21 protein-coding genes are annotated in these 24,131 nt (G+C 32.7%); 12 read left to right on the forward strand and 9 right to left on the reverse strand.

Features of this window, described 5'->3' with window-relative positions:
- Position 1: 1 nt before the first annotated feature.
- Both uvrC and SR62_RS06155 read right to left on the reverse strand, forming a co-directional pair.
- On the reverse strand, positions 2-1,804 hold the full coding sequence (uvrC, locus tag SR62_RS06150) for an excinuclease ABC subunit UvrC (RefSeq protein ID WP_002892765.1): 1,803 nt from the start codon (positions 1,802-1,804) through the stop codon (positions 2-4).
- On the reverse strand, positions 1,797-2,291 hold the full coding sequence (locus tag SR62_RS06155; RefSeq protein ID WP_002892767.1) for a hypothetical protein: 495 nt from the start codon (positions 2,289-2,291) through the stop codon (positions 1,797-1,799). Before SR62_RS06155 ends, uvrC begins: the two co-directional genes overlap by 8 nt.
- Before the next feature lie 138 nt (positions 2,292-2,429).
- On the opposite strand from SR62_RS06155, the gene guaA reads away from it, so the two are divergent.
- The 7 genes from guaA to SR62_RS06190 all read left to right on the forward strand — a co-directional run bounded on the left by guaA (position 2,430) and on the right by SR62_RS06190 (position 12,196).
- A complete protein-coding gene (guaA, locus tag SR62_RS06160) occupies positions 2,430-3,965 on the forward strand; it encodes a glutamine-hydrolyzing GMP synthase (protein ID WP_002872471.1) in 1,536 nt (511 codons plus the stop codon).
- A gap of 85 nt (positions 3,966-4,050) precedes the next feature.
- On the forward strand, positions 4,051-5,511 hold the full coding sequence (locus tag SR62_RS06165; RefSeq protein WP_002892769.1) for a hypothetical protein: 1,461 nt from the start codon (positions 4,051-4,053) through the stop codon (positions 5,509-5,511).
- Between the two features lie 239 nt (positions 5,512-5,750).
- Entirely contained in the window at positions 5,751-7,001 is a 1,251-nt protein-coding gene (gene purD / locus SR62_RS06170; RefSeq protein ID WP_002859311.1) for a phosphoribosylamine--glycine ligase, read from the forward strand.
- Positions 6,998-7,450: an RDD family protein gene (locus tag SR62_RS06175; RefSeq protein WP_002853161.1), complete on the forward strand. Its 453-nt coding sequence runs from the start codon at positions 6,998-7,000 to the stop codon at positions 7,448-7,450. Before purD ends, SR62_RS06175 begins: the two co-directional genes overlap by 4 nt.
- Positions 7,440-9,488, forward strand: a complete 2,049-nt coding sequence (locus SR62_RS06180) for an LPS-assembly protein LptD (RefSeq protein ID WP_002892772.1) — start codon at positions 7,440-7,442, stop codon at positions 9,486-9,488. The genes SR62_RS06175 and SR62_RS06180 overlap by 11 nt, the downstream gene beginning before the upstream one ends.
- Positions 9,489-9,557: 69 nt before the next feature.
- The gene (locus SR62_RS06185; protein ID WP_002892775.1) at positions 9,558-11,717 is read left to right on the forward strand and encodes a polyribonucleotide nucleotidyltransferase; all 2,160 of its coding nucleotides are present in this window, start codon (positions 9,558-9,560) and stop codon (positions 11,715-11,717) included.
- Positions 11,714-12,196, forward strand: coding sequence for a DNA-deoxyinosine glycosylase (locus tag SR62_RS06190; protein WP_002892777.1), 483 nt, complete (start codon positions 11,714-11,716; stop codon positions 12,194-12,196). Before SR62_RS06185 ends, SR62_RS06190 begins: the two co-directional genes overlap by 4 nt.
- 43 nt (positions 12,197-12,239) lie before the next feature.
- On the opposite strand, the gene SR62_RS06195 is transcribed toward SR62_RS06190, so the two are convergent.
- Together SR62_RS06195 and SR62_RS06200 are read right to left on the reverse strand one after the other, a co-directional pair.
- A complete protein-coding gene (locus SR62_RS06195; RefSeq protein WP_002859315.1) occupies positions 12,240-12,902 on the reverse strand; it encodes a DUF4230 domain-containing protein in 663 nt (220 codons plus the stop codon).
- A gap of 17 nt (positions 12,903-12,919) precedes the next feature.
- The gene (locus SR62_RS06200) at positions 12,920-14,104 is read right to left on the reverse strand and encodes an MFS transporter (RefSeq protein WP_002878587.1); all 1,185 of its coding nucleotides are present in this window, start codon (positions 14,102-14,104) and stop codon (positions 12,920-12,922) included.
- Between the two features lie 53 nt (positions 14,105-14,157).
- Between SR62_RS06200 and SR62_RS06205 the strand changes: the two genes are divergently transcribed.
- Together SR62_RS06205 and porA are read left to right on the forward strand one after the other, a co-directional pair.
- Positions 14,158-14,613, forward strand: a complete 456-nt coding sequence (locus SR62_RS06205; RefSeq protein ID WP_002853170.1) for a low molecular weight protein-tyrosine-phosphatase — start codon at positions 14,158-14,160, stop codon at positions 14,611-14,613.
- 251 nt (positions 14,614-14,864) lie between these two features.
- Positions 14,865-16,160: a group 2 major outer membrane porin protein PorA gene (gene porA / locus SR62_RS06210; protein ID WP_002912362.1), complete on the forward strand. Its 1,296-nt coding sequence runs from the start codon at positions 14,865-14,867 to the stop codon at positions 16,158-16,160.
- A 115-nt stretch (positions 16,161-16,275) separates the two neighbouring features.
- Here the strand turns inward: porA and dnaJ are convergent, their stop codons facing one another.
- On the reverse strand, positions 16,276-17,397 hold the full coding sequence (dnaJ, locus tag SR62_RS06215) for a molecular chaperone DnaJ (protein ID WP_002867350.1): 1,122 nt from the start codon (positions 17,395-17,397) through the stop codon (positions 16,276-16,278).
- Between the two features lie 156 nt (positions 17,398-17,553).
- Here dnaJ and SR62_RS06220 point away from each other — a divergent pair, with 156 nt between their 5' ends.
- Genes SR62_RS06220 through recR form a run of 3 tightly spaced genes read left to right on the forward strand, consistent with a single transcriptional unit; the run spans position 17,554 to position 20,029 of the window.
- Complete coding sequence (locus SR62_RS06220) at positions 17,554-18,225, forward strand: response regulator transcription factor (protein WP_002874431.1); 672 nt, start codon at positions 17,554-17,556, stop codon at positions 18,223-18,225.
- Entirely contained in the window at positions 18,222-19,457 is a 1,236-nt protein-coding gene (locus SR62_RS06225; protein ID WP_070317211.1) for an ArsS family sensor histidine kinase, read from the forward strand. Before SR62_RS06220 ends, SR62_RS06225 begins: the two co-directional genes overlap by 4 nt.
- On the forward strand, positions 19,457-20,029 hold the full coding sequence (gene recR / locus SR62_RS06230) for a recombination mediator RecR (protein WP_002853446.1): 573 nt from the start codon (positions 19,457-19,459) through the stop codon (positions 20,027-20,029). Before SR62_RS06225 ends, recR begins: the two co-directional genes overlap by 1 nt.
- Here recR and SR62_RS06235 read toward each other — a convergent pair.
- The 4 genes from SR62_RS06235 to SR62_RS06250 are packed head-to-tail and all read right to left on the reverse strand — an operon-like array spanning position 20,026 to position 24,119.
- Positions 20,026-20,562, reverse strand: a complete 537-nt coding sequence (locus tag SR62_RS06235; protein WP_002859319.1) for a HyaD/HybD family hydrogenase maturation endopeptidase — start codon at positions 20,560-20,562, stop codon at positions 20,026-20,028. The two genes, recR and SR62_RS06235, sit on opposite strands and share 4 nt — an antisense overlap.
- Entirely contained in the window at positions 20,559-21,251 is a 693-nt protein-coding gene (cybH, locus tag SR62_RS06240; protein ID WP_002855770.1) for a Ni/Fe-hydrogenase, b-type cytochrome subunit, read from the reverse strand. The genes SR62_RS06235 and cybH overlap by 4 nt, the downstream gene beginning before the upstream one ends.
- 10 nt (positions 21,252-21,261) lie before the next feature.
- Positions 21,262-22,977, reverse strand: coding sequence for a nickel-dependent hydrogenase large subunit (locus SR62_RS06245; protein ID WP_002860471.1), 1,716 nt, complete (start codon positions 22,975-22,977; stop codon positions 21,262-21,264).
- Positions 22,978-22,979: 2 nt separating this feature from the next.
- Complete coding sequence (locus SR62_RS06250; RefSeq protein WP_002860472.1) at positions 22,980-24,119, reverse strand: hydrogenase small subunit; 1,140 nt, start codon at positions 24,117-24,119, stop codon at positions 22,980-22,982.
- Between the last annotated feature and the right edge of the window lie 12 nt (positions 24,120-24,131).

Below are 24,131 nucleotides of genomic sequence, written 5' to 3' on the forward strand. Positions count from 1 at the left end.
ATCAATTTTCCTTTATCTTTTGTGCCGCTTTCTTGCCTACAAGCATTGCAAGATCTTTAAAATCAGCCTTATATATAGATTCAAAATTTCCATAATACGCTAAAAGTTTTTGTATAACCCCTGAACTAAGTCCTAAATTTACAAGCTTAGAACTATTCAAGTCCTGTTTTTTCTTAGTATTTTGATGAAAACTGATAGCAAAACGATGCGCTTCATCTCTTAATTTCTGTAAGAATTGTAGTTTTTTATCGTTAATACTTAGGCTAAATTCTCCTTTTAAGGAATGAATTTTATCTCTAGCACCTCCTTTAGCCCTATGTGCTTTTGCATCGATTTTTTCTTTTGAAATAGCTAAAATATCGACATTTGCCCCACTACTTACAATGATTTCTTTAGCCAAATCAAGCAAAGCCTTTCCTCCATCTATAAGCCATAAGTCAGGAGGGGGTATTTTATCAAAGTCCAAAGCCCTACGCATTAAAACTTCACGCATTTGATCATAATCATTTTTATGTTTTAAATGAAATTTGCGATATTTTGACTTATCCCAAGAATTTGCACTATAAGTTACCATAGCTCCAACATTTGCCACGCCTTGCAAATGAGAATTATCAAAAATTTCTATATCATTTGGTAAATTTTCAAGCTCAAAATAAGACTTTAATTCTTTTTGTATAGTAAAACCATGATTTTTTTGCTCTTTTTCTATATTTAAAAGGGCATTTTGAAAAGCCAAATCACAAATTCTTCTTTTTTCTCCTATTTTAGGAATTTTAATACTGATTTTTTTATCAAATCTTTGGCTTAAAATTTCTTCTAAAAGCACTCTATCTTCAAATTCTTCATAAACATAAATAACATTTGCAAGCCAAGGAATATCCATGCTAAAATTTTCTAAAATCAATTGCTTGTAAATTTCATTTTTATCCCATTGTATATCATTTTTTATAGGAGTAATCTTAGAATTTGCACTGATAATTTTTCCATTTTGCACTACAAAACGCAAGGTTGAAAGCATAGAATTTTTAAAAGCTAAAGCAAACACTTCAAAATCTTCTAATTTTGCAATATCTATTTCAACCTTAACTTCTAAATCCTTAATCGTTACAATCTGATCTCTTACTTTAGCTGCTTCTTCATAATTTTCATTCTGTGCTAAAACAAGCATTTGTTTTTCTAAATTTTTTATTAAAATACTAGGATTTAAAAGCGCGTGCATAGCCTCATCTAAAATTTCAAGGTATTTTTCCCTGCTGATGCGTTTATCACAAGGTGCAAGACAACGAGAAATTTGATAAAAAATACAAGGGGATTTACAACTTGCTTTTTGCTTTAAAGGATAGTATAAATAAAGCGCATCTAAAAGCTCTCTAGCGCCTTTAAAAAAAGGGCCAAAATATTTAATTTTGCTTTTTTTTACTAATTTTCTAGTGATCTCAAAGCGTGGAAATTCTTCTTCAAAATCCACATAAATATAAGGATAAGTTTTATCATCCCTTAGCAAAATATTATATTTTGGATGCAGTTGTTTGATAAAAGAATTTTCCAAAATCAAAGCATCGGCTTCTGAATTAGTAGTGATAAATTCCAAATGTATTGTTTCTTCAATCATTTTTTGAATTCTTAAAGAATTTCTTGGGTTTGCATGTAAATTTGGAGTAAAAGCATAATAAGATTTGATACGATTTTTAAGATTTTTAGCCTTACCTACATATAAAAGTTTTCCTTCTTGATTAAAATATTGATACACTCCAGCACTATTAGGAAGAGTTTTTAACTCATTTTCTAAATTCTCTTTAGTCAAGATTAGAACCTTTTTTTATAAGCTCTCTTAAATCTTCAAATTTCTTAAATAATTTTTCATCTTCAAAGCAATTTTTAAATTCACCCTTAGAAAGCTCCAAATAAGAATTTTTAGAGAGTTTTTCATCATTTTTGTTTTTATTTACCGTATAAGTGTATTTTTGAGAAAAGATTTTTATATCTTTTATATCAACAAATCCACTTAAAGGATATTTTTGTCCATACGCTTTTATGAGAAATTTAATATAAATTTTGCTATCATCATGATTTAATTCTTGATAAGCTGCTGGATGTAAGGTTATTATATTTAAAATATGATTTTTTACATAAATTTTAGCAATCAAACGTTGCTTAGCAAGCGGAAAAGAACTTAAAAAATCTTTGCAAAAAAATAAGGTTTTTAAAGGCTTATAATGAGGTTTATCCATCAATTCATTAATAACAGCACTAGCGTTTTTAGTCATCTTAATATTATTTCTTTTTCCCATAAGATGATTTTAGCATTTCTTTTCTTAATTTTCTTCTGTGCTTGCGGATATAAAGGCAACCCTCAATACACAAGCTATGAACAAAATGGTTCGGTAAAAACCATTAAAAAATACGAACAATTACATAGGTGGTAAATAATGAAAAAAGCAGATATTTTAGTTTTAGACTTTGGCTCTCAATACACTCAGCTTATAGCAAGACGCTTAAGGGAACAAGGAGTTTATGCAGAAATTTTACCTTTTAATGTAAGCTTGGCTGATATTAAAGCGAAAGAACCAAAAGGTATTATTTTAAGCGGAGGTCCAGCAAGCGTATATGCAACTGATGCGTATTTTTGCGATAAAGGCATATTTGACTTAAATCTACCTATTCTTGGAATTTGTTATGGTATGCAACTCATGGCACATCATTACAAAGCTACAGTAGCACCTGCAGGACATAAAGAATACGGCAAAGCAAACATAGAAGTTAAAAAAGATAGCGCTTTATTTAAAAATCTTCCAAAAAAACAAACCGTTTGGATGAGTCATTCTGATAAAGTAGAAAATTTACCTCAAGGTTTTGAAGTTTTAGCCACAAGTGAAAATAGCCCTTTTTGTGTTTTTGGAAATGAGGATAAAAAATTCTTTGCTCTACAATTTCACCCAGAAGTACAACACAGCGAATTTGGCAAAAATATCTTAAAAAATTTTGCTAAATACGCTTGTAATTGTGAAAGCGTTTGGAATATGGGTTCTTTTGCAAAAACTCAAGCAGAAAAAATCCGCGAAGAAGTAGGCAATGATAAAGTGCTTTGTGCTGTAAGTGGCGGAGTAGATAGTAGCGTAGTTGCTGCACTTTTAGCTAGCGCTATAAAAGAGCAAGTTATAGTAGTTTTTGTAGATAATGGACTTTTAAGAAGTGAAGAAAAAGAACAAGTTGAATTTATGTTTAAAAACACTTTAGGCATCGATCTCATCAGCATTGATGCAAGTGAAATTTTCTTAAGTCGCTTAGCTAATGTCACAGATCCTGAACAAAAAAGAAAAATCATAGGAAATACTTTTATAGAAGTTTTTGAAGAAGAAGCAAAAAAACATAAAGATGTAAAATATCTTGCCCAAGGCACACTTTATACTGATATCATAGAAAGTTCTGTTGTAGGTGTAAGCAAAACCATTAAAAGCCATCATAATGTAGGGGGCTTACCTGAAAAAATGAATCTTAAACTCATAGAGCCTTTAAAAGAAATTTTTAAAGATGAAGTGCGTGCCTTAGGACTTGAGCTTGGACTTAGCAAAGAAGTAGTTTATCGTCATCCTTTCCCTGGGCCAGGTCTTGCTATACGCATTATGGGAGAAGTAAATCGCGCTAGCTTAGAACTATTACGCAAGGCTGATGTAATTTTACTTGAGGAACTTAAAAGTACAGGTTGGTATGATAAAACTTGGCAAGCATTTTGCGTACTTTTAAATGTTAAAAGCGTTGGAGTTATGGGGGATAACCGCACTTATGATAATGCAGTTTGTATACGCGTTGTAGATGCAAGTGATGGTATGACAGCTACCTTCTCGCATTTACCTTACGAAATTTTAGAAAACATAAGTCGCCGTATCATCAATGAAGTAGAAGGTATAAATCGCGTTGTTTATGATATCTCAAGCAAACCACCTGCAACTATAGAATGGGAATAATCCATTTTTTCTAGCTCTTATTTTTAATATAAAATTTTTATAAAAATAAGGCTAGAATTTATTTAAGAAATTTCAAGGAAGAAATATGCATGGAAAAATAGCTATTTATATGGATTCTACAGGACGTGGAACCGTTACAAACTCAGCAAATACCTTTTTTGACTTTAATCGCCAAATTTGGAATGATAAAAAAAGTATGCCAAGTGTTGGTATGCTTGTGGAATTTAGAACTCTTTCTAGCGAAAAAAAAGCAGAAGACGGCAAACTCGTTCAAACAAGCAAAACCATAACAGGTATAAAACCTTCAAAATTTCAAGAATTCAAAGAAGGGGATTTTATCACTGAGCATGATTTTTGGAAAACTGATAATGATGATGAATTAGAAGACTTGCAAAACTCAAGAAGAAGTGCTTATATAACAGAACTCTATAGAACAACAGACTTTGACACTATAGAAAAAATTCCTCTTTCTTTTACTATACCTCAAGCTATACAAAAATATTTTGCCCATGAAATTTTATCCGTAGAAACGCTTCAAGCCAATCTACAAGATGAAAAGGAAATTCCTTGCATACTTGATTATCTTATACTTAAAAGATTTTTATTTAAAGCTTATGATACTTTAATTTTTATGGATAATAGCATAGACCAAACCCAATTTAGCGCATTAAAAAGCATCATGATGCATTTAGAGAATTCATACAAGCAAATGATAGCTGATCAAAAACCAAATATCACTAAAATTTTTAACGAAACTTTTTTATCTTTGCAGTGTCATTACCAAGCTTTAGTAGCCACCATAGATACAAGAAAAAATCGTCTAGCCTCGCTTGAAGCACAAATGAAAACTTTACAATCTGAAATAAATCTTAAAAGCAATGCGGCCAATGCAGACCCTGAAAAACTTAAAGCAAGACAAGAAAGATTGGCTAAACTACAAAAAGAAGCAGAATACTACAGAACAACACTAAAAAGACTTGATGCTATAAGGGAAGATTTTTATAAGAAAAATTACAATATTTTCGAAAATGCTTTTAAACTTTCACGAGAAAAGCTCTTTAAAAAAATTGTCACAGGTTTAAATCTATGCGCAACCATAATGGATGTTAAAATTTGGCACTTATCTTTAAAATCATCAGGGGTTAAAAATTCTTATTTTACTATGAGTAATATAGAAAATTCTTTCTGTTCTCTTTCTTTTGCAGAACATTACTTAAGCCGCTTAAATAAATCCGCTCTAAATCCTTTTGATCAAAAACTTTTAGTGTATATTCAAAAAATCACAAAAGAACAAAGAAAAAAATTTTTAGTTGTCACATCAGATTTAGATTTATTATGCAAATTAAAAATTGAAAACTTTTCACAAAATCCGTATTATTTAGTAAAATACGCACCTAAAAAAGTGAATTATCAGTCTTTAATGCGTGATAACACCTTTGATATAGTCTATATTGATGAAAAACATGTTTGGGAAAATGTTGCCGATATTATTTTACAAGGAAAGCATTTTGACAAATCAGGAAAAACCAAATTTAAACTGATTTAAGACATAGAAATTTAAGCTAAATTAAGTTATAATTTCCTTGCCTAAACAGTTTGTGGTATTTAAAGTGATCCAACACATTTTTATTAACTGCGATTGTGTGATTTACCGTGTTCTGTGGCATCGTTTGAGCTTTGAAAAAAGCGAGAAGTTGCAGCCTTTAAAAATTACCTAGCGGTTTTCTTTGACTTTTTGGGGTCAATCTTTGTTAAACGGCTGTTTGGGTTTAAAAGGAGATATAAATGAAAATAATGATTTTGGGTAGTGGTGCAAGAGAATACTCTATTGCTTTAGCCTTAAGAAGAGTAGACAAAAATTTAGAGTTTTATTTTGCTCCTGGAAATGGCGCTACCGAAAGTCTTGGAACAAATTTAAACCTAAAAGATCCAGTAGTTTTAGCAACCTATGCAAAAGAAAAAGGTTTTGATCTTTGTATAGTAGGAAGTGAAAGTTTTTTAGCTGAAGGGGTTGTAGATATTTTTAAACAACAAGGACTTGCTATTTTTGGGCCAAGTAAAGCTGCTGCAATGCTTGAAACCTCAAAATCTTTTATGAAAAGCTTTCTTAAAAAATACCGCATCAAAACAGCCAAATTTTTAAACACAAATGACATTGAAAAAGCAAAAAATTTTATATATAGTTTAACCCCTCCTATAGTAGTAAAAGCCGATGGACTTTGCGCAGGAAAAGGTGTTATCATAGCTAAGACTCATGAAGAAGCCATAGAAGAAACAGCTAAAATGCTGAGCGGAGAAAGCTTTGGAGATGCTGGAAAACTCGTTGTAATTGAAGAATTTTTAGATGGTTATGAATTAAGCATTTTTGCAGTATGTGATGGCAATGATTTTGTTTTACTTCCTGCAGCACAAGATCACAAAAAATTACTCGATAATGATCAAGGGCCAAATACTGGTGGAATGGGTGCTTACGCCCCTAGCTCTTTGGCGAATGAAAGTTTGCTTAGAAAAGTTCAAAAAGATATTATTTTACCGACTTTAGCAGGTATGAAAAAAGAAGGAGCGGAATTTTGTGGCGTTTTATTTATAGGCGCTATGATCGTTGGAAATAAACCTTATGTATTAGAATTTAATGTTCGCTTTGGCGATCCTGAATGTGAAGTTTTAATGCCTTTAATCGAAGATCCTTTAGAGCTTATTTTAGCTGCTACTCAAAGACGCTTAAGACACGCAAAAATCAAAATCAAAAAAGAATTTGCAGTAGGGGTTGTATGCGCGAGTGAAAACTATCCTTACAAAAGTTCACCAAAAAGTGAAATTACTGTAAATAACATTCCTGAAAACTCTCATATTTCTTATGCTGGAGTAAGCCTAGAAGATGGCAAATTAATGGCTGATGGTGGAAGAGTTTTAGTTTGCGTTGGCACAGGAAAAAGTATAGAAGAAGCGCAAAAAAATGCTTATAAACTTTGTGATAATGTAAATTTCAAAGGAAAACAATACAGAAAAGACATCGCTCATCAGGTTCTGAAATGAAAGAAAATTTACAAGACCGCTTAGAGCGTGAAAATCTAAAAATAGCAAGTTTTGGAAAAAGAGTTCTAGCTTTTTTAATCGATGATATGGTTATTTCTTTGATTGTGTTTATCATTTTTTATGATCGTCTAATCCAAGCAAAAGATTTATTTGAAACAACTCAAATTGTAGGAAATTTTTACCTTGGCTTCATCTTGCTTCATTTTAGTTATCAAGCAATTTTTACCTATCTTTATGGGGCAAGTTTGGGAAAAATATTATGCAAAATTATCATCTTGGATGAAAATCTTCTTGATAAACCCAATCTCATTCAAAGTTGCATCAGGTCTGCCGTAAGACAAGTTAGTGCTATGGCGTTTATGCTTGGATTTGCTTGGGCTTTAAGCAATGATTTACGCAAAGCTTGGGAGGATTATCTAGCAAGGACAATAGTAGTCGATGTGGCGTAAATTTTCCCTATTGCTAGGAACTAGCATAGCTTTAAATGCAGCACAAGTTGATATTTACGCTCTTGATGCAAAAAAAGAAGGTGATATTCTTACTGCGAACAATGATGTTATTATTTTTTCTGATTTTTATTTCATCACTGCCAATAAAGCAATTTACAATGAAAAAACCGGAGATGTTGAGCTTTTTGGCGATGTTAACATCCTAAGGGGACAAAACGAAAGATCACATTCTGATTATGCTAAAATCAACCTAAATTCCAATCAAGCCGATTTTAGTAATTTTTTCTTTTCCAATAACAATCTTGAAGTATGGTTTCAAAGCAAAACAAGTCATCTAAATGATAAAGTCTTTGAAAGCAAAGTTTCAGCAGTTTCAAGCTGCAATGTTGAAGATCCTGATTGGGAAATTCGTTTTTCAAAAGGCTGGCTTAACCGGGAAACCAATTTTGTTCATCTTTACAATGCAAGATTATATGTTAAAAATACCCCAGTTTTTTATCTACCTTATTTTGGATTTAGCGCTGATACTCATAGACAAAGCGGGCTTTTAATCCCAAAAATCGTTTTAAAAAGTAGCGAAGGCTTATACTATGAACAACCTATTTATATAGCCACTCAAGAAAATTGGGATTTAGAACTTAATCCACAAATTCGAACAAACCGTGGTTTTGGACTTTATTCTACTTTAAGATTTCTTGATTCTCCATATTCAACAGGAGAATTAAATTTTGGTGCTTTTAGGGAAAATAGCTCCTATTTTCACGATGAAAATTTGAAAAATCAAACCCACTATGGAATAGAACTAAAATACTCAAGAGATGATTTAATCAAATCTTTACTCAGTGATAATTTTCAAGAAGGTCTATGGATAGATGCAACCTATCTCAACGATGTGGATTATTTAAATTTAGGAAGTAGGGATTATCGAGATCTTAACTCGCTTGTAACCTCCAAAATCAATTATTTTTTAGCTGATGAAAACAATTTTTACGGAGCTTATGCAAGATATTATATCGACACATCTAAACTTAGCAACAATACAACCTTACAAGAATATCCAAGCTTTCAATATCATAGATTTTTAAATAACCTTTTTGATGAACGCTTGCGTTATTCATTTGATGCTTCATTTCATAATTTTTACCGACCTGCTGGTTCTTATGCAAATGAGCTAAATTTAGACTTGCCTATCTCGTATCACAACGCTTTTTTTGGAGACTTTTTACACTTTACTTTTACAGAAAGATTTTATGCTTCTTTTGTAAATTATAGCAACAATCCCGAAAGAAACCATGAGCATTATTTCAGAAACACTCATGATTTTAATCTCTACACCGATCTTTCAAAAGCTTATGGAAATTTCTTTCATACTTTAAATTTAGGGGTGAATTACATTTTGCCAGGAGCAAAATCAGGTAAAATCACGCAAGATTATCTTGAAGAATACGACAAAGAAAACGAACATACAAGTCTTTATGCTGTGCAATATTTCTATAACAACGAAGGACAAAAAAAACTCAAACACAGAATTTCGCTTGACTATCTCAATAAACAAAATGAATTCTATGAACTTGAAAATCTTTTAACTTATTATTTTAATGAAAACATCAATCTCAACAGCGAAGTGCTTTACTCTTATGAACAAAGTCGCTTTACCAATGTCATCAGCCAAATAGAAGTCAATACAAATTCAAAATTTAATTGGATGTTTTCTCATGCTTATCAAAACGATGAGTATGGAAAATATAGCTTTATTGGTACAAGGGCAAATTATATTGCCACACCTAATTACAATTTATTTGGTGGAATTTGGTTTGATACTCAAAGAGCTCATGCAAACATGTGGGAACTTGGTTATACCTACCAAAGAAAATGTTGGAACTATTCTTTAATGTATAGAGAAAGAATCGATCCACAACTCACAAGTGGTGGTATCACAGCTAAAAATCAAAGCGGAGTTTATTTTATTTTCAACTTCTATCCTTTAGGAGGAGTAAAATACGATTTCTCTTTAGCAGAAAGTGAAAACAAAATTTAAAAAGGATGAAATTTGCTAAATATTTTAAAAAATTTTACGAATTTATTATCTGGTAAAAAAGGAAAAGTAATGCAATACAGCATAGAAATTAACAAAAATACAGAAATATTTGATATAGACAAAGTTGCCAAACAAGCTGCCGGTGCTGTTTTAATGAGACAAGGCAAAAGCGTTGTTCTAGCTACAGTTGCAAGAGAAGAAAAACAAGTTGAAGAAGATTTTTTACCTCTAACCGTCCAATACATCGAAAAAGCTTATGCCGCAGGAAAAATCCCTGGTGGTTATGTCAAAAGAGAAACCAAGCCAAGCGATGCAGAAACCTTAACAGCGCGCATTATTGATAGAAGCTTACGCCCTCTTTTTCCAAAAGGCTATACTTATCCGACTCAAATCGTTGTGATGGTTCTCTCAGCTGATCCTAAAGTAGATTTGCAAGTAATGAGCTTAAATGCCGCAAGTGTGGCACTTTATCTTAGTGATATACCTATGAAAGCTCCAGTATGTGGTGTGCGTATAGGAAAGATAGATGGAAATTTCATACTCAATCCAAACAATGAAGAACTTCAAAATAGCACCCTAGATCTCTATGTAGCAGGTGTAAAAGATGAGCTTTTGATGATAGAAATGAGAGCCTTACCTGATCAAAAAGAAAATGAAATCTTTATCGAAGCTCCTTATGCTGATGTTTTAACTCAAACCACTTCACAAAATATGAATGAACTTAGTGAAGATGAAATTTTAGAAGCTCTAAATTTAGCTCAAAAAGCTATATTAAATGGTTCAAATGCTTATGAAGAAGCTTTTAGCAAACACAAAAAAAATTCTCAAATCGAACTAAAAAATGAGATTGAACATCCTGAAATTTTAGCTTTTATAGAAAATAATTTCCAAAAACAAATCAAAGAAGCCATCAACCAAATGGCAAAAAGCGAAAGAGCAAGCGAACTAAATAAAATTGCTAAAGAAATTTTAAATCTTGAAATCGCTAAAGACTGGAGCGAAGAAAGTGTCTTAAATACCTTAGCTAAAGTCAAACGCAAACTTATTCGTGAGCAAATTTTAAATGAAGGTAAAAGAGCTGATGGTAGAAGTTTAAACGAGGTTCGTCCTATCAGTATAGAAACCAATATCTTGCCAAACGCTCATGGCTCTTGTCTTTTCACTCGTGGACAAACTCAAGCTCTAGTTGTTGCAACCTTAGGCGGAGAAAACGACGCTCAAATGATAGACTTGCTTACAGAAAAAAATCCTATAAGCGAACGCTTTATGGTAAATTATAATTTTCCAGGTTTTTCAGTAGGCGAAGCAAGTCCTATCAAAGCTCCAGGAAGAAGAGAACTAGGACATGGAAATTTAGCCAAAAGAGCACTTTATCCAAGCGTGGATGAAAACTATCCTTATGTAATCCGCTTAGTCAGTGAAATTTTAGAAAGCAATGGATCAAGTTCTATGGCAACGGTTTGTGGCGGATCTTTAGCCTTAAAAGCAGCAGGAGTGCCAAGCTTAAAACTTGTTGCAGGAGTAGCCATGGGGCTTATCTTTGAAGATAACAAGCATGCTGTTTTAACAGATATCATGGGACTTGAAGATCATGATGGGGATATGGACTTTAAAGTAGCTGGTAGCAAAGACGGCGTTACTGCTCTTCAAATGGATATAAAACTAGGCGGAATCGATCAAGAAACACTAAAACAAGCTTTATACCAAGCCAAAGAAGGAAGAATTCACATCCTAAATATCATGGAAGAAGCTGCAAAAGAAATCATAATCAATGAAGAAGTTTTACCTAAACTTGAGCTTTTTAGCGTTGATCCTTCAAAAATCGTTGATATCATAGGACAAGCTGGAAAAACCATCAAAGAAATCATAGAAAAATTTGGCGTTTCTATAGACTTAGATCGCGAAAAAGGTGAAGTAAAAATAGCAGGTAGTCAAAACGAGCAAATCAAAGCCGCAAAAGACTACATCATAAACATCACAAGCTCTCAAAAAGGAACTAAAAAAGGCTCTAAAGACAAAGATATATCAGGCTTTGAACTTGGGCAAGAATTTCAAGGTATTGTGAAAAAAATCGCTCCTTTTGGAGCCTTTGTGGAACTTAAAAATGGTGTTGATGGTTTATTGCATAGTTCAAAAAGCAAGCATCTTAATTTAAGCGAAAACCAAAGCTTAAAAGTTAAAATCAGCGAAATTAAAAACGGAAAAATTTCTGTGGATTTGTGTGAGTGAGTGAATTTCTAACTCATCCTTTTGAGCCTTTTTTTGACAAAGATTCTAAAATCTTAATTTTAGGATCTTTTCCTTCTATTAAATCAAGACAAGACGGCTTTTATTATCAACACCCAAGAAATCGTTTTTGGCCTATACTAGAAACACTTTTTGATGTAAAATTAGAAAATATCGCAGAACAACAAGCCTTTTTAAGAAAAAAACATATCGCTCTTTGGGATGTACTTCAAAGTTGCAAGATAAAAAATTCAGATGATAAAACTATAAGTTATGCAAAAGCCAATGATTTAAGCCCGATCCTTTCTCAAACCAAAATCCAAGCCATTTTTACTACTGGACAAAGTGCTTATAAATTTTTTATTAAATTCCACCCTCGCTTAGAAGCCATAGCCCTACCCTCAACTTCTCCTGCAAATTTAAATTTTTCTTTTGAACAGCTTTTACAAAACTATGAAATAATCAAAAAATTTACAAAATAACAAACTAAGCATTACCCCCCCCCCAAGTAAAACAAGAAAAAAGCTAGTTAATATCTAGCTTTTGTGTGTTATCCTTAAATTCAAATTCCACTCTCTTAGCTCCAAAACCTTTAGCAATAGCTTCTAAAGTATCCTTAGCGCTTTTATGAATTTTGCTTTCTAAATTTTGGATAAGATTTAAAGACAAGTCTTTAACCTCATCTTTGGCTTCTTTTATGAGTTTGTTTTTATCACTTTCGCTAAAACTAATCCCCGTACTATTGATAGAATCAGGCAGCAAAAAAGGTAAAAATTTAGCATTTTTTTCATCATAAAATTTCATATCTATGATGCTGTGTTTGTATCTACACTCTGGCATGATGATCTTATAAGCATCGTCCCCTAAAGGCAAAATATCAAAGTTTTTATCCCTTAAATCATACAAGAAAGTGATCTCAAATTCAAAAATCAAAGCAATCTGTCTTTCACTCAAAGACCATCCTAAAAGATTTTTCCAAATTCCATTAAAAGCGCTATCTTTTTTAGTGACAATCTCTTTACTAAAAACTTGAAAAACACTTAATTCTCCTATGGATTTAAGCTGCATGATATCACTAAAACTTTGCGTGCTTTTTTCTTCTATTTTAGGGCTTTTATACTGCCTAAAAAGCACTACAAACAAAAGTACAAGTAAAATCATCACTAAAACAAATAAAATCATTTCCATTTTAAACCTTTCTAAATTTATAAACCTTGATTTGAAAAGATATATTTTTTCTCAAACGCTAAGAAAATAAAAGCATTAATGATAAAAATCAAACACACAAAAGTAAAAACAAATTCCACGCTAAAATGTGAAGCCATAATCCCTCCGCCAAAAGCTCCACAAAAATTTCCCAAAAATTGACAAGTTTGATTAAAACCAAAAATCACACTTAAATTTTTAGCACTCACACTTTTTTTAAGCAAGGCATTCACACAAGGCAAAAGCCCTCCAAGTCCTACACCTATAAGTAAACGCACGAAAATAAGCGTATAAACATTACTTACTACAGCCTGCAAATAAAAGCAAATTCCACAAAATATCAAAGCTCCAAAAATAATCTTACTAGGCCCTATCTTATCGGCGATTTTTCCAAGTTTTGGTGCGAAAAAAAGATTGCTAATCCCACTTGCAGCCACTACTATACCCGCCCAAAGAGCCAAATTTCCACCTTGATGAATTTGCTCAACATAGATACTTAAAATCGGCATCACTCCAAAAGTACCAAATTGTATCACAAAAGTAGTGATAAAAAGAACGATAATAAGGGTTTTGTTTTCTTTCACTTTTTGAGTATTTTTCTTCGCCTCTTTTTGAATTTTTCTCTCATGGATGAAAAAATAAATCGTCACAAAAGAACAAGCGATCAAAAAAGCCACCATATCAAAAACCGTACTAATACTAAAAAATTCAGCCACAAAGCCACCAAACAAAGGCCCAAGCAAACTTCCACTTATAGAAGCCGTAGAAAGAGTTCCTAAAGCATAAGCGACTTTTTCTTTAGGTGCTATCACAGCAATAAACACAACAGCAGCAGAAGTAAAACCCGAAATTATCCCTGTTAAACCCCGCACAAAAACTACTTCTAAAGCACTATGAGCAAAGCTAAGCCATAAAGTTAAAACCGACATCCCAAAACTTGCACGAAGAAGCATATTTTTATAACCATACTTTGCACCCAAAAAAGCCCACAAAGGTGAAAAAACAGCCATAAAAAGTGGAGTGATCCCAAAAGCAAGCCCTGAGTAAAACGCTATTTCACTCGTATCAACATGTCCTAGTTCTTTGATATAAAAAGGCAAAATCGGAGCGATTTGACTAAGCCCCATACTTGTGGTAAAAACACCAAACCAACACACAAGCAAAGTTCTATTGAAATTTTCCATGGATTTATTGTATGATATTTTTTATAATTTTTAATTAAAACTCAAGGATAAAAATGAAAAAAATACTCTTTATATGCTTAGGCAATATATGCCGTTCGCCTATGGCAGAATTTATCATGAAAGATCTTGTCAAAAAAGCAAATTTAGAAAAAGAATTTTTTATAAGCAGTGCTGGAACTTCAGGAGAACACGATGGAGAAGGTATGCACTATGGCACCAAAAACAAACTTGCTCAACTTAACATAGAACACAAAAACTTCACAAGCAAAAAACTCACTCAAAAGCTTTGCGATGAAAGCGATTTTTTAATCACCATGGACAATTCTAACTTCAAAAATGTTTTAAAAAACTTCACCAACACCCAAAACAAAGTTTTAAAAATCACTGATTTTAGCCCTAGTCTAAACTACGATGAAGTCCCTGATCCTTGGTATAGTGGGAATTTTGATGAAACTTATAAAATTTTATCCCTAGCTTGTAAAAATTTACTTGTTTTTTTATCAAAATAATTTAAAACAACTATATATTACTTCTTGTTTACTTTTTAGGCTTATACTTCTAAACGAACCGAAAAACATTCATAAGAAAAACTCCTTAAAATTACACGCCTAGCTTAAATCCCTTTAGCTAGGCTTTTCTTTAGATGTTTTTATCCTTCGGATTTAAAATTTTTACTATTTTAAGTGCTTCTTAAGAAAAAACTCCAAATTTATGTGCTACAATTACGATGTTTTATTAATTTTTGACAAGGAGAATTCTCATGAAACTAGTTAAACTTAGTTTAGTTGCAGCTCTTGCTGCAGGTGCTTTTTCAGCAGCTAACGCTACTCCACTTGAAGAAGCGATCAAAGATATCGATGTATCTGGAGTATTAAGATACAGATATGAAAGTAGCAATCCATGGAGCAATGCAAATTTTGGTTCTGGTATTTCTGGAAAACAAGATCATAAATACAGAGCACAAGTTAACTTCAGCGGTGCTATATCAGACAACTTTAAAGCTTTCGTTCAATTTGACTACAACTCACAAGATGGTGGTTATGGCACAGATAGCATCAGTAACACAAGCGATACTTTAACAGTTCGTCAATTATATTTAACTTATACAAATGAAGATGTTGCTACAAGCGTAATCGCTGGTAAACAACAACTAAACACTATCTGGACTGACAATGGTATCGATGGTTTAGTTGGAACAGGTGTTAAAGTAGTAAACAACAGTATCGATGGTTTAACTCTAGCTGCTTTTGCAATGGATAGTTTCAATGAAGCTTCAGATACTACTGTAACAATTACTCAAGATAATAGTCAAAAAATTACAGGAGTTCAATTTAATCGTGGAAATCCTAAAGGTGATAGTGATGTAAGTGGTGCTTTAGATTGGAGCAAAAATATTTATGGTGCTGCAGCTATCGGCTCTTATGATATCGCTGGTGGACAATTCAACCCACAATTATGGTTAGCTTATATGAGTGATAATGCATTCTTATATGCTTTAGATGCAGCTTATAGCACAACTATCTTTGATGGAATTAACTGGACTATCGAAGGTGCTTACCTAGGAAATTCTGTAGATAATAAACTTAAAGATAGATTAGATGCAGCAAATGGTAATTTCTTTGCTTTAAGAGGCACTGTTGAGGTAAATGGTTGGGATGCAAGTCTTGGTGGTTTATACTATGGTAAAAAAGATAAAGTTACTTTAACCACAATTGAAGATCAAGGTAATCTTGGCTCTTTGCTTGCAGGTGAAGAAATTTTCTATACTAATGGTTCTAATTTAAATGGCGATATTGGTAGAAATATCTTTGGTTATGTAACTGCTGGATATACTTTTAATGAAACAGTTCGCGTTGGTGCTGACTTTGTATACGGTGGAACAAAAACAAATATAATTGGTCAAGGTGGTAAAAAACTTGAAGCTGTTGCAAGAGTAGATTACAAATACTCTCCAAAACTTAACTTCTCAGCATTCTACTCTTATGTAAATGTTGATACAGATCCTGAAAGCACTCATCATGATGCTGTAAGACTTCAAGCTCTTTACAAATTCTAAGAAGCTTTTAAGTCTAACTTCAAGGCGGGGTTTTGCTCCGCCTTTTTTTATGCCTGATTTTTAAAACTTAAATTTATATAAAAAGATTTTCCCAAGCTAAAAAGCTTTAGGAAAATTAAGACTTAAACCAATTAGCGATTTTTTCAAAAAGTCCTTTTTGCTCTTGATGCATACCATCTTTGATACCAAAACTTTCACTTAGTTTTTCTAAAAGTTCTTTTTGTTCATCGTTTAAAGAAGTTGGAAATTTGATAGAAATTTGAACGATTTGATTTCCTATGCGAGAACTATGAACATCTTTTACCCCTTCTTTTTCAAGAACAAATCTTTGTCCATCTTTAGCACCCTTTGGTAAATTTAAAGTCGCTTCACCGCGTATGGTGGGTACTTTTATACTCTCTCCTAAGATAGCCTGGGTAAAAAACACTGGAAATTCTATATATATATCATCATCATCTCTTATAAAAGTATCGTCTTCAGCAGCGATGATCTTAACATACATATCCCCTCTAGTGCCATTTTTTAAGATATTGCCTTTAGCATTGACACGAAGTTTCATACCTGTATCCACACCTTCTGGGATATTAAGCTCGACACTATCTTTGCTTTCATTATAACCCAAACCTTTACAATCACTACATTTTTCACTAGCCTTTTCTCCAATTCCTTGACAATCAGGGCAAGTTTGTGCAAAAGTGATAAAACCTTGAGAAACCCCAACCTGTCCTCTACCTTGACACTTTGGACAAGTTTGAAGCTTTCCATCTTTAGCCCCTGTTCCATTACAAGTTTTACAAGAGCATTTATAAGTAAAGTCTATATTTTTCTTACAACCAAAAACCGCTTCTTTAAAACTTAATTTTAAATTAACGATAAAATCTGAAGGGATTTTCTCATCATTTGAACTTTTTCTACGACGCGATGAGCCAAAGCCTTCTCCAAAAAAACTAGAAAATATATCTCCTAAATCCTCAAAACCACCAAAACCTGAGCTACTAGAACCAAATCCACCGCCTTTTAAAGCATCTTTTCCGTATCTATCATAAATAGCTCGCTTTTCATCATTGCTTAAAACTTCATAGGCTTCATTAACAAGCTTGAATTTATCTTCTGCTTCTTTATCACCTTGGTTTCTATCAGGATGATATTTTAAAGCCATTTTTCTATAGGCTTTTTTTATGGTTTCTTTATCAGCATTTTGCGTGATTTCAAGAATTTCATAATAACTTATTTCCACATTATTCCTTTAAAAAATTTAAAATTTTACTAGAATTTTAATTTTAAAAATTCAAAAATATAATTTTAGCAAAAATAAAATCAATAATTTATCAAATTTTAAATAAAATTATGTAAAAATTTTAAAGACTACATAAAAATTTACAAGGACACTAGAATGATTAATGTGTTGATGATAGAAGATGATCCTGACTTTGCACAATTATTATCTGAATATTTAGCGCAATTTAATATTAAAATCACAAATTTTGAAAATCCTAAAAATGCTTTAAATGTGGGTATTCAAGGCTATGATTGTCTGATTTTAGATTTAACTTTACCTGGAATTGATGGTCTTGAAGTTTGTAGAGAAATCCGACAAAAAAGCAATATTCCTATTATCATCTCATCGGCTAGAGGTGACTTAAGCGATAAAGTTGTGGGGCTTCAAATCGGTGCTGATGATTATCTACCAAAGCCTTACGATCCAAAAGAAATGTATGCAAGGATTATGAGTCTTATTCGTCGCACAAAAAGAGTTGAACACACTAATAATGAAAATATTAACTCTGCTTTCAAAATTGATGAAAGAAGACATGAGATCACCTATGAAGATAAGGTTTTAACACTTACTCCTGCTGAATTTGAAATTTTAGAATACCTTATCCAACAACACGGATATAGTGTTTCAAGAGAACAGCTTGTAAGTCGCTGTAAAAATCTAAAAGATAAAGATTCTAAAAGCCTTGATGTTATCATCGGTCGCTTAAGGGTAAAAATAGGAGATAGTTCAAAATCTCCAAAACATATTTTTTCTGTTAGAGGTATAGGATATAAACTGATAGGATGACAAAAAATTATTCTATTCATACCAAACTGATTATTTTATTTGTTGTTACTTTTTTCTTGGTTTGTGTGCTTTTTATCGTTCTTTTAAAAATAGAAGGGAATACCTATAATGAAGAAGAAAGTTTAAAACAAGAAAATCTTATAAAAAATTTACTCATCTCCTATGAAAACACTTCAGGTGTTGAAATAGGAGCTTATCTTGGAAACAGCGGTTTTAACGCTGTACAAAATCCCAATCTTGTAAAAGCTATAAGAAATAATGGACAATCACTTTTTAAAGCAGGCGGAGAGCTTTGTACTCTTTCTTCTTTAAAATATCATAGCAATCTTTATTTTGATGTTCAATGTAAAGATTTTGATGGCTTGTATGAAGAAAATACTAGTGATAGGGTTTATAATCTTTTATTGATAGGATTTTTCTCTTTTTCTTTGTTGGTTGTTTTTATGTATTTTTCTGTATTAAAATCCTTAGAACCTTTAAAAAAATTAAGAAGACAAGTTGCCGAAGTTGCAAATTGGGAACAACCTGATTTTCTAGACTATCAAGAAGATGAAGTAGGCAAGATCGCCTTTGAATTTCAAAAAGCTTTCAAGAAAAACCAAGAATTAATCCAATCAAGACAACTTTTCCTAAGAACAATCATGCATGAGTTAAAAACCCCTATAGGAAAAGGGAGAATCATTTCTGAAATGATCAAAGAAGACAGACAAAAAGAAAGACTTATCGCTATATTTTTACGCATGGATTCTTTGATCAATGAATTTGCCAAAATCGAAAATTTATTTTCAAAAAACTACAACTTACACTTTAAACCTAGTCGTTTTAGCGCTATACTTGAAGAAGCTAAAGAACACCTTATGATAGATGATTTTAATAAAGTTGTAAAAGTCGATATAAGATATGACGCTTTAATCAATGTTGATATGGAAATTTTCTCTGTAATTTTAAAAAATCTTATCGATAATGCCTTAAAATACTCAAACAATGGCACTTGTGAGCTTTTTTGTTGTAAAGAATGTTTTACCATTAAAAATCCAGGCAAACCTTTAGCAGAACCTATAGAGCATTATCTTGAAGCTTTTACAAGAGAAAAACACAATCAAGTCAAAGGTATGGGACTAGGACTTTATATAGTTTCAGAGGTATGTAAACTGCATAATTTTGATTTGATTTATTTTTATGATGATGGAAAGCATTGCTTTAAAATTTTCTTTGGAGATAAAGAAAAATAATGGTAAAAGGCCTGGAAAAATTCAATGAACTTGTTGAAAGTTTTGCAAATTTACCTACCATAGGAAAAAAAACCGCCATAAGGCTTGCTTATCACCTTTGCATAAATAATCAAATCGATGGTATGAAACTCGCACACAATATAGAAAATGCTATCCGCTTTATAAAACCTTGTGAGCAATGCGGTGCTTTAAGCGAAAATGAGCTTTGCGAAATTTGTAGCGATGAAGAAAGAAATAAAAACATTTTATGTATAGTTGAAAGCCCAAAAGATATACTAACACTCGAAGAGAGTCAAAGTTACAATGGGCTATATTTTGTTTTAGATGAGTTAAATGAAGAAAAACTTGAAAAACTAAAGCAAATCATACTTAAGCTAAATATCTCTGAGCTCATTTTTGCATTGACACATAGCATTAATTCTGATGCAACTATCTTTTTTATAGAGGATAAATTTAAAGGCTTAAACCTAACTTTTAGTAAAATCGCTCAAGGAATTCCAAGTGGTGTAAATTTAGAAAATGTGGATTTAATCTCTTTAAATAAAGCTATGAATTTTAGAACAAAAATTTAGTAATTTTTATAAGAAATATCGGCTAATTCTTGCAAAGAAAAATCCGCAATCTTTTCATAAGCAAAACCTTCCTTGCTTAAAAAATCAAGTAAAGTTTTTTCCATGATTTTAGCTCCTTGTATAAGCTCATCTGAAAGCTTAAAACTCATCGCTTCAATACGCTTTGGCACACAAGCTAAGATGTGTGTTTTAGGCAAATCTCCTGCAAGTTCCATGTATTGTAAGGTTTGAAGCATTTCTATTTCATGGGCACTTCCACTCCAGCTAATTTTATTAGGCATAGCATCATAAGGAAAGAAAAATACATCTCCTATACTCGCACCTTGCGCTTCTATACAGTCTAAAACGATAAGTCTATCGTATCGAGCGATGATATAGCTAAGCTGCAAAGCCAAAGTTCCACCATCAACAAAATCTAAAGTAAATTCAGAATGAGTGAATTTGTAGTTTTTTTCAAGTTGTTTGCAAAGATGAACGCCTAAGCCTTCATCCGCAAACATGATATTACCTATTCCAAGGACTAAGAATTTCAATGCTTTTCTTCTTTTACAAATTTATATCCGCTAATAATAGCATCCATAGCACCATCTTTACCTTTTACTGCGTTAAAAATCGCCATGTAAATATGTACTGGCACAAAAATCATAATTACCCACATCAAAATTCTATGATAAGTTCTTACATCGGCCAAACCGCCCATTGCAGCTTCAAGCGGTCTTAAAATATGATATAAAAGCCCACCTAAGCCCTCATGGTAAGTATGAGTATAAAGAATAAGCCCTGTAAGAATGATACCTAACATCACAAGATAAAAGAAAAAATAAGTTACAAATTGCAAAGGATTATAAACCCCTTTTAAATGCGGATGTTTTCCTAAGAAAATGTAAAATTTTACTTGTTCTATCCATAATTTGATATTAAAAATATCCCATACACTTCTGCGTTCTTTTGCGCTTACCTTATCGCAGAAAAACAAATATACTTTAAAAATAATACAAGCGATTAAAACAAAACCCACCGCTTGATGTACTAAGCGGTATTTTGCTTGCATAAAATTTACGGGTTCACCGTTACTAATAGGGCTTTGGAACACATAGGAAAGATAATACCCTGTGCCAATAAGAATCACTATAGCAATAGCTCTTACCCAGTGCGTTAAACGCAAACCTATGCTAAATTCATATTCAGCTTTTCTTTGCAATTTTTCTTCTTTGTTTTGCATGAAAGCCTCCTTATAAATTGACATTCACTTTATATTCACTTAGATTATTGCCCTTAGTATCCATTACATGCACCGCACAAGCAATACAAGGATCATAAGAGTGAATTTTTCTAATGATTTCAAGTGGTTGTTTTACATCAGCGATTTTAAGTCCTATCAAACATTGCTCATAACTTCCACCTACGCCATTTGCGTCTTTTGGACTTGCATTCCAAGTAGAAGGCACCACAGCTTGCCAATTTTCAATAACACCATTTTTAATTCTACACCAATGGCTTAATGTTCCGCGTGGCACATGCCCCATATAGCGTCCTTTGTATTCTTTAGAATTATCGATCACATAAGGAGCACAAGTACTCTGGTCTACTTTTAAATTTTCAACTAAATTATTAAACGCTTTTAAAGCATTATTTGCAACGATTTTTGCTTCAATACAACGAGCAGCTGTTCTTCCAAGTGTACTAAATACAGCATTTAAAGGAAGTCCTGTTTCTTTTAAGAACTCATCTACTACAGGAACAACATTTTGATTACCTTTAGCATAATTTACAACGATATTTGCTAAAGGTCCTACTTGCATAGGGTTTCCTTCATAGCGTGGAGCTTTAATCCAACTATATTTACCCTTAGTATCAAACACTTTAGAATGAACATTATTTCCATGATGATCTACGCTTTCCCCATCTACAAGTCCTGTATAATTTGGATTTGTTTTGCCGTCATAAGGATGTAAAGGTTCATTGTCTGCATACCAAGAATGAGTTGCCTCTTCAGTAATCTTATCTTCTTCTACTTCATAAACCTTGCTTAAATCTCCATTTTTGATAATACCACTTTCAAAAAGCCATTCATCTCTTCCGATTTGAAATTCTTTAAAGGTGTAAAGATTATTTACCCCTATATCATTTAAAACACTTGCTTCATGTGCATAAGCTTTTCCTGCCATCACAAGATCAGGATAATACGCACGATTAACAAAGTCTTGCACTTCTTGGAATTTAACCATATATTCACCCATTCTTGCAGGATCAAGTAAATCCATAACGCAAGTTACACCACCAACGGTTAAGCTTTGTGGATGTGGGTTTTTAGCTCCAAAAATCGCCATACATTGAGCAATGATTCTTTGAATTCTTAAACATTCTAGATAGTGAGAAAGAACGATTAAATTTTGCTCAGGAGTTAAACGATAAGTTGGATGACCATAGTACGCATTAGCAAAAGGTCCTAAATTTCCTTTATCTACAAAAGTTTTAAGTCTTTGTTGCACTTCAAGAAGTTTATCTGCACCTGTTGCATAAGGATTTGAAGTGTATTTAAAAGCTTCATCGCTTGCTTTTTTAACATCAGCACTTAAAGCACTTACCACATCAGCCCAATCAAGCCCATGAAGTTGATAAAAATGCACAATATGATCGTGTAAAAATAAAGCCGCATTCATTAAAGTTCTTGTTAAAAGCGCATTTAAAGGCGGAGTAATACCTAAAGCATTTTCAACAGCAACTATACCTGCTTTATAATGTGAAAAAGTACAAACTCCGCAAATTCTTTGCGTCATAAAACCCGCATCTCTTGGATCACGCCCTTTTACTATGGTTTCAATACCACGCCACAAAGTAGAGCCCGCATAAGCTTCTTTTACCACATTGTTATCATCAACAACAACTTCAACTCTTAAATGCCCTTCAATTCTTGTAATAGGATCTACGATTATTTTTTGACTCATTTTTATTCCTTATCTTTTTGCATGGAAGATATAACTGCGTGTGCTGCTATAGCAACGCCTGTGAGTGTAAGCACACCTATACCGATTTTATCTGAAACACTATCCGCACCCAAACCAAAAACAGTATCAAATTTACGACTAGCCATAGGCTCTTCAAAAGGTCCCATAGTATCCCAAAAATTAGGCTCAGAACAACCTATACAACCATGCCCTGCTTGAATAGGCCAAGAAGTGTGCTGGTTAAATCTCTCTCTTGAGCAGTTATTAAAAGTATAAGGTCCTTTACAACCTACTTTATAAAGACAAAAACCTTGTTTTGCTCCTTCATCTCCAAAAGCATGTACAAATTCACCTGCATCAAAATGTCCGCGTCTTTCACAAAGATCATGAATTCTTAAACCATAAGCCCATTTTGGTCTATTATACACATCAAGTGCTGGTAACTCACCAAATAATAAATAATGAAGCACATTACCCACTATATTTTTTTCACTTGGAGGACAGCCTGGAACATTGATCACAGTTTTACTTGTTACTTTGCTTAAAGGCTGCGCGTTGCTAGGATTTGGTCTTGCAGCTTGAATTCCTCCAAAGCTAGAACAGGTTCCTATAGCAAAAATCGCCAAAGCATTTTCACTTGCCATTTTTGAAAGCTCATAGCCTGTTTTTCCATGTGCACCTATGGTTAAAAAATGCTCCGTATCACCCATAGGGATACCACCTTCAACCATTAAAATGTATTTATTTTTATGCTTTTGAATGGCACTTTCTAAATTTTCTTCAGCTTGCCAACCTGCTGCAGCCATCACTGTTTCGTGATATTCTAAAGAAATATAATCAAAAATCAAACTATCAATCGTTGGAGTATCACTTCTTAACAAACTCTCACTACAGCCTGTACACTCAGCCATATGAAGCCACACAACAGGAAGCCTATCAGCAAGCTCAGCAGCTTTTGCCACCATAGGAGTAAAACTCGCTGGCAAAGCCAAAAATGCCGTCATAGCACCTGCCCATTTCATAAAATCCCTTCTAGAAAAACCTGACTTTTCTAATGCTTTTGTAATACTATCATTGTCTTTCAAAGAAGGAAGCTTTTCAAGAGTCGATAAACGCGACTCTATTTGATGATAATCAATCATTATATTTCCTTT

The organism is Campylobacter sp. 2014D-0258 (assembly GCF_008000495.1).
Lineage (GTDB): Bacteria > Campylobacterota > Campylobacteria > Campylobacterales > Campylobacteraceae > Campylobacter_D > Campylobacter_D jejuni.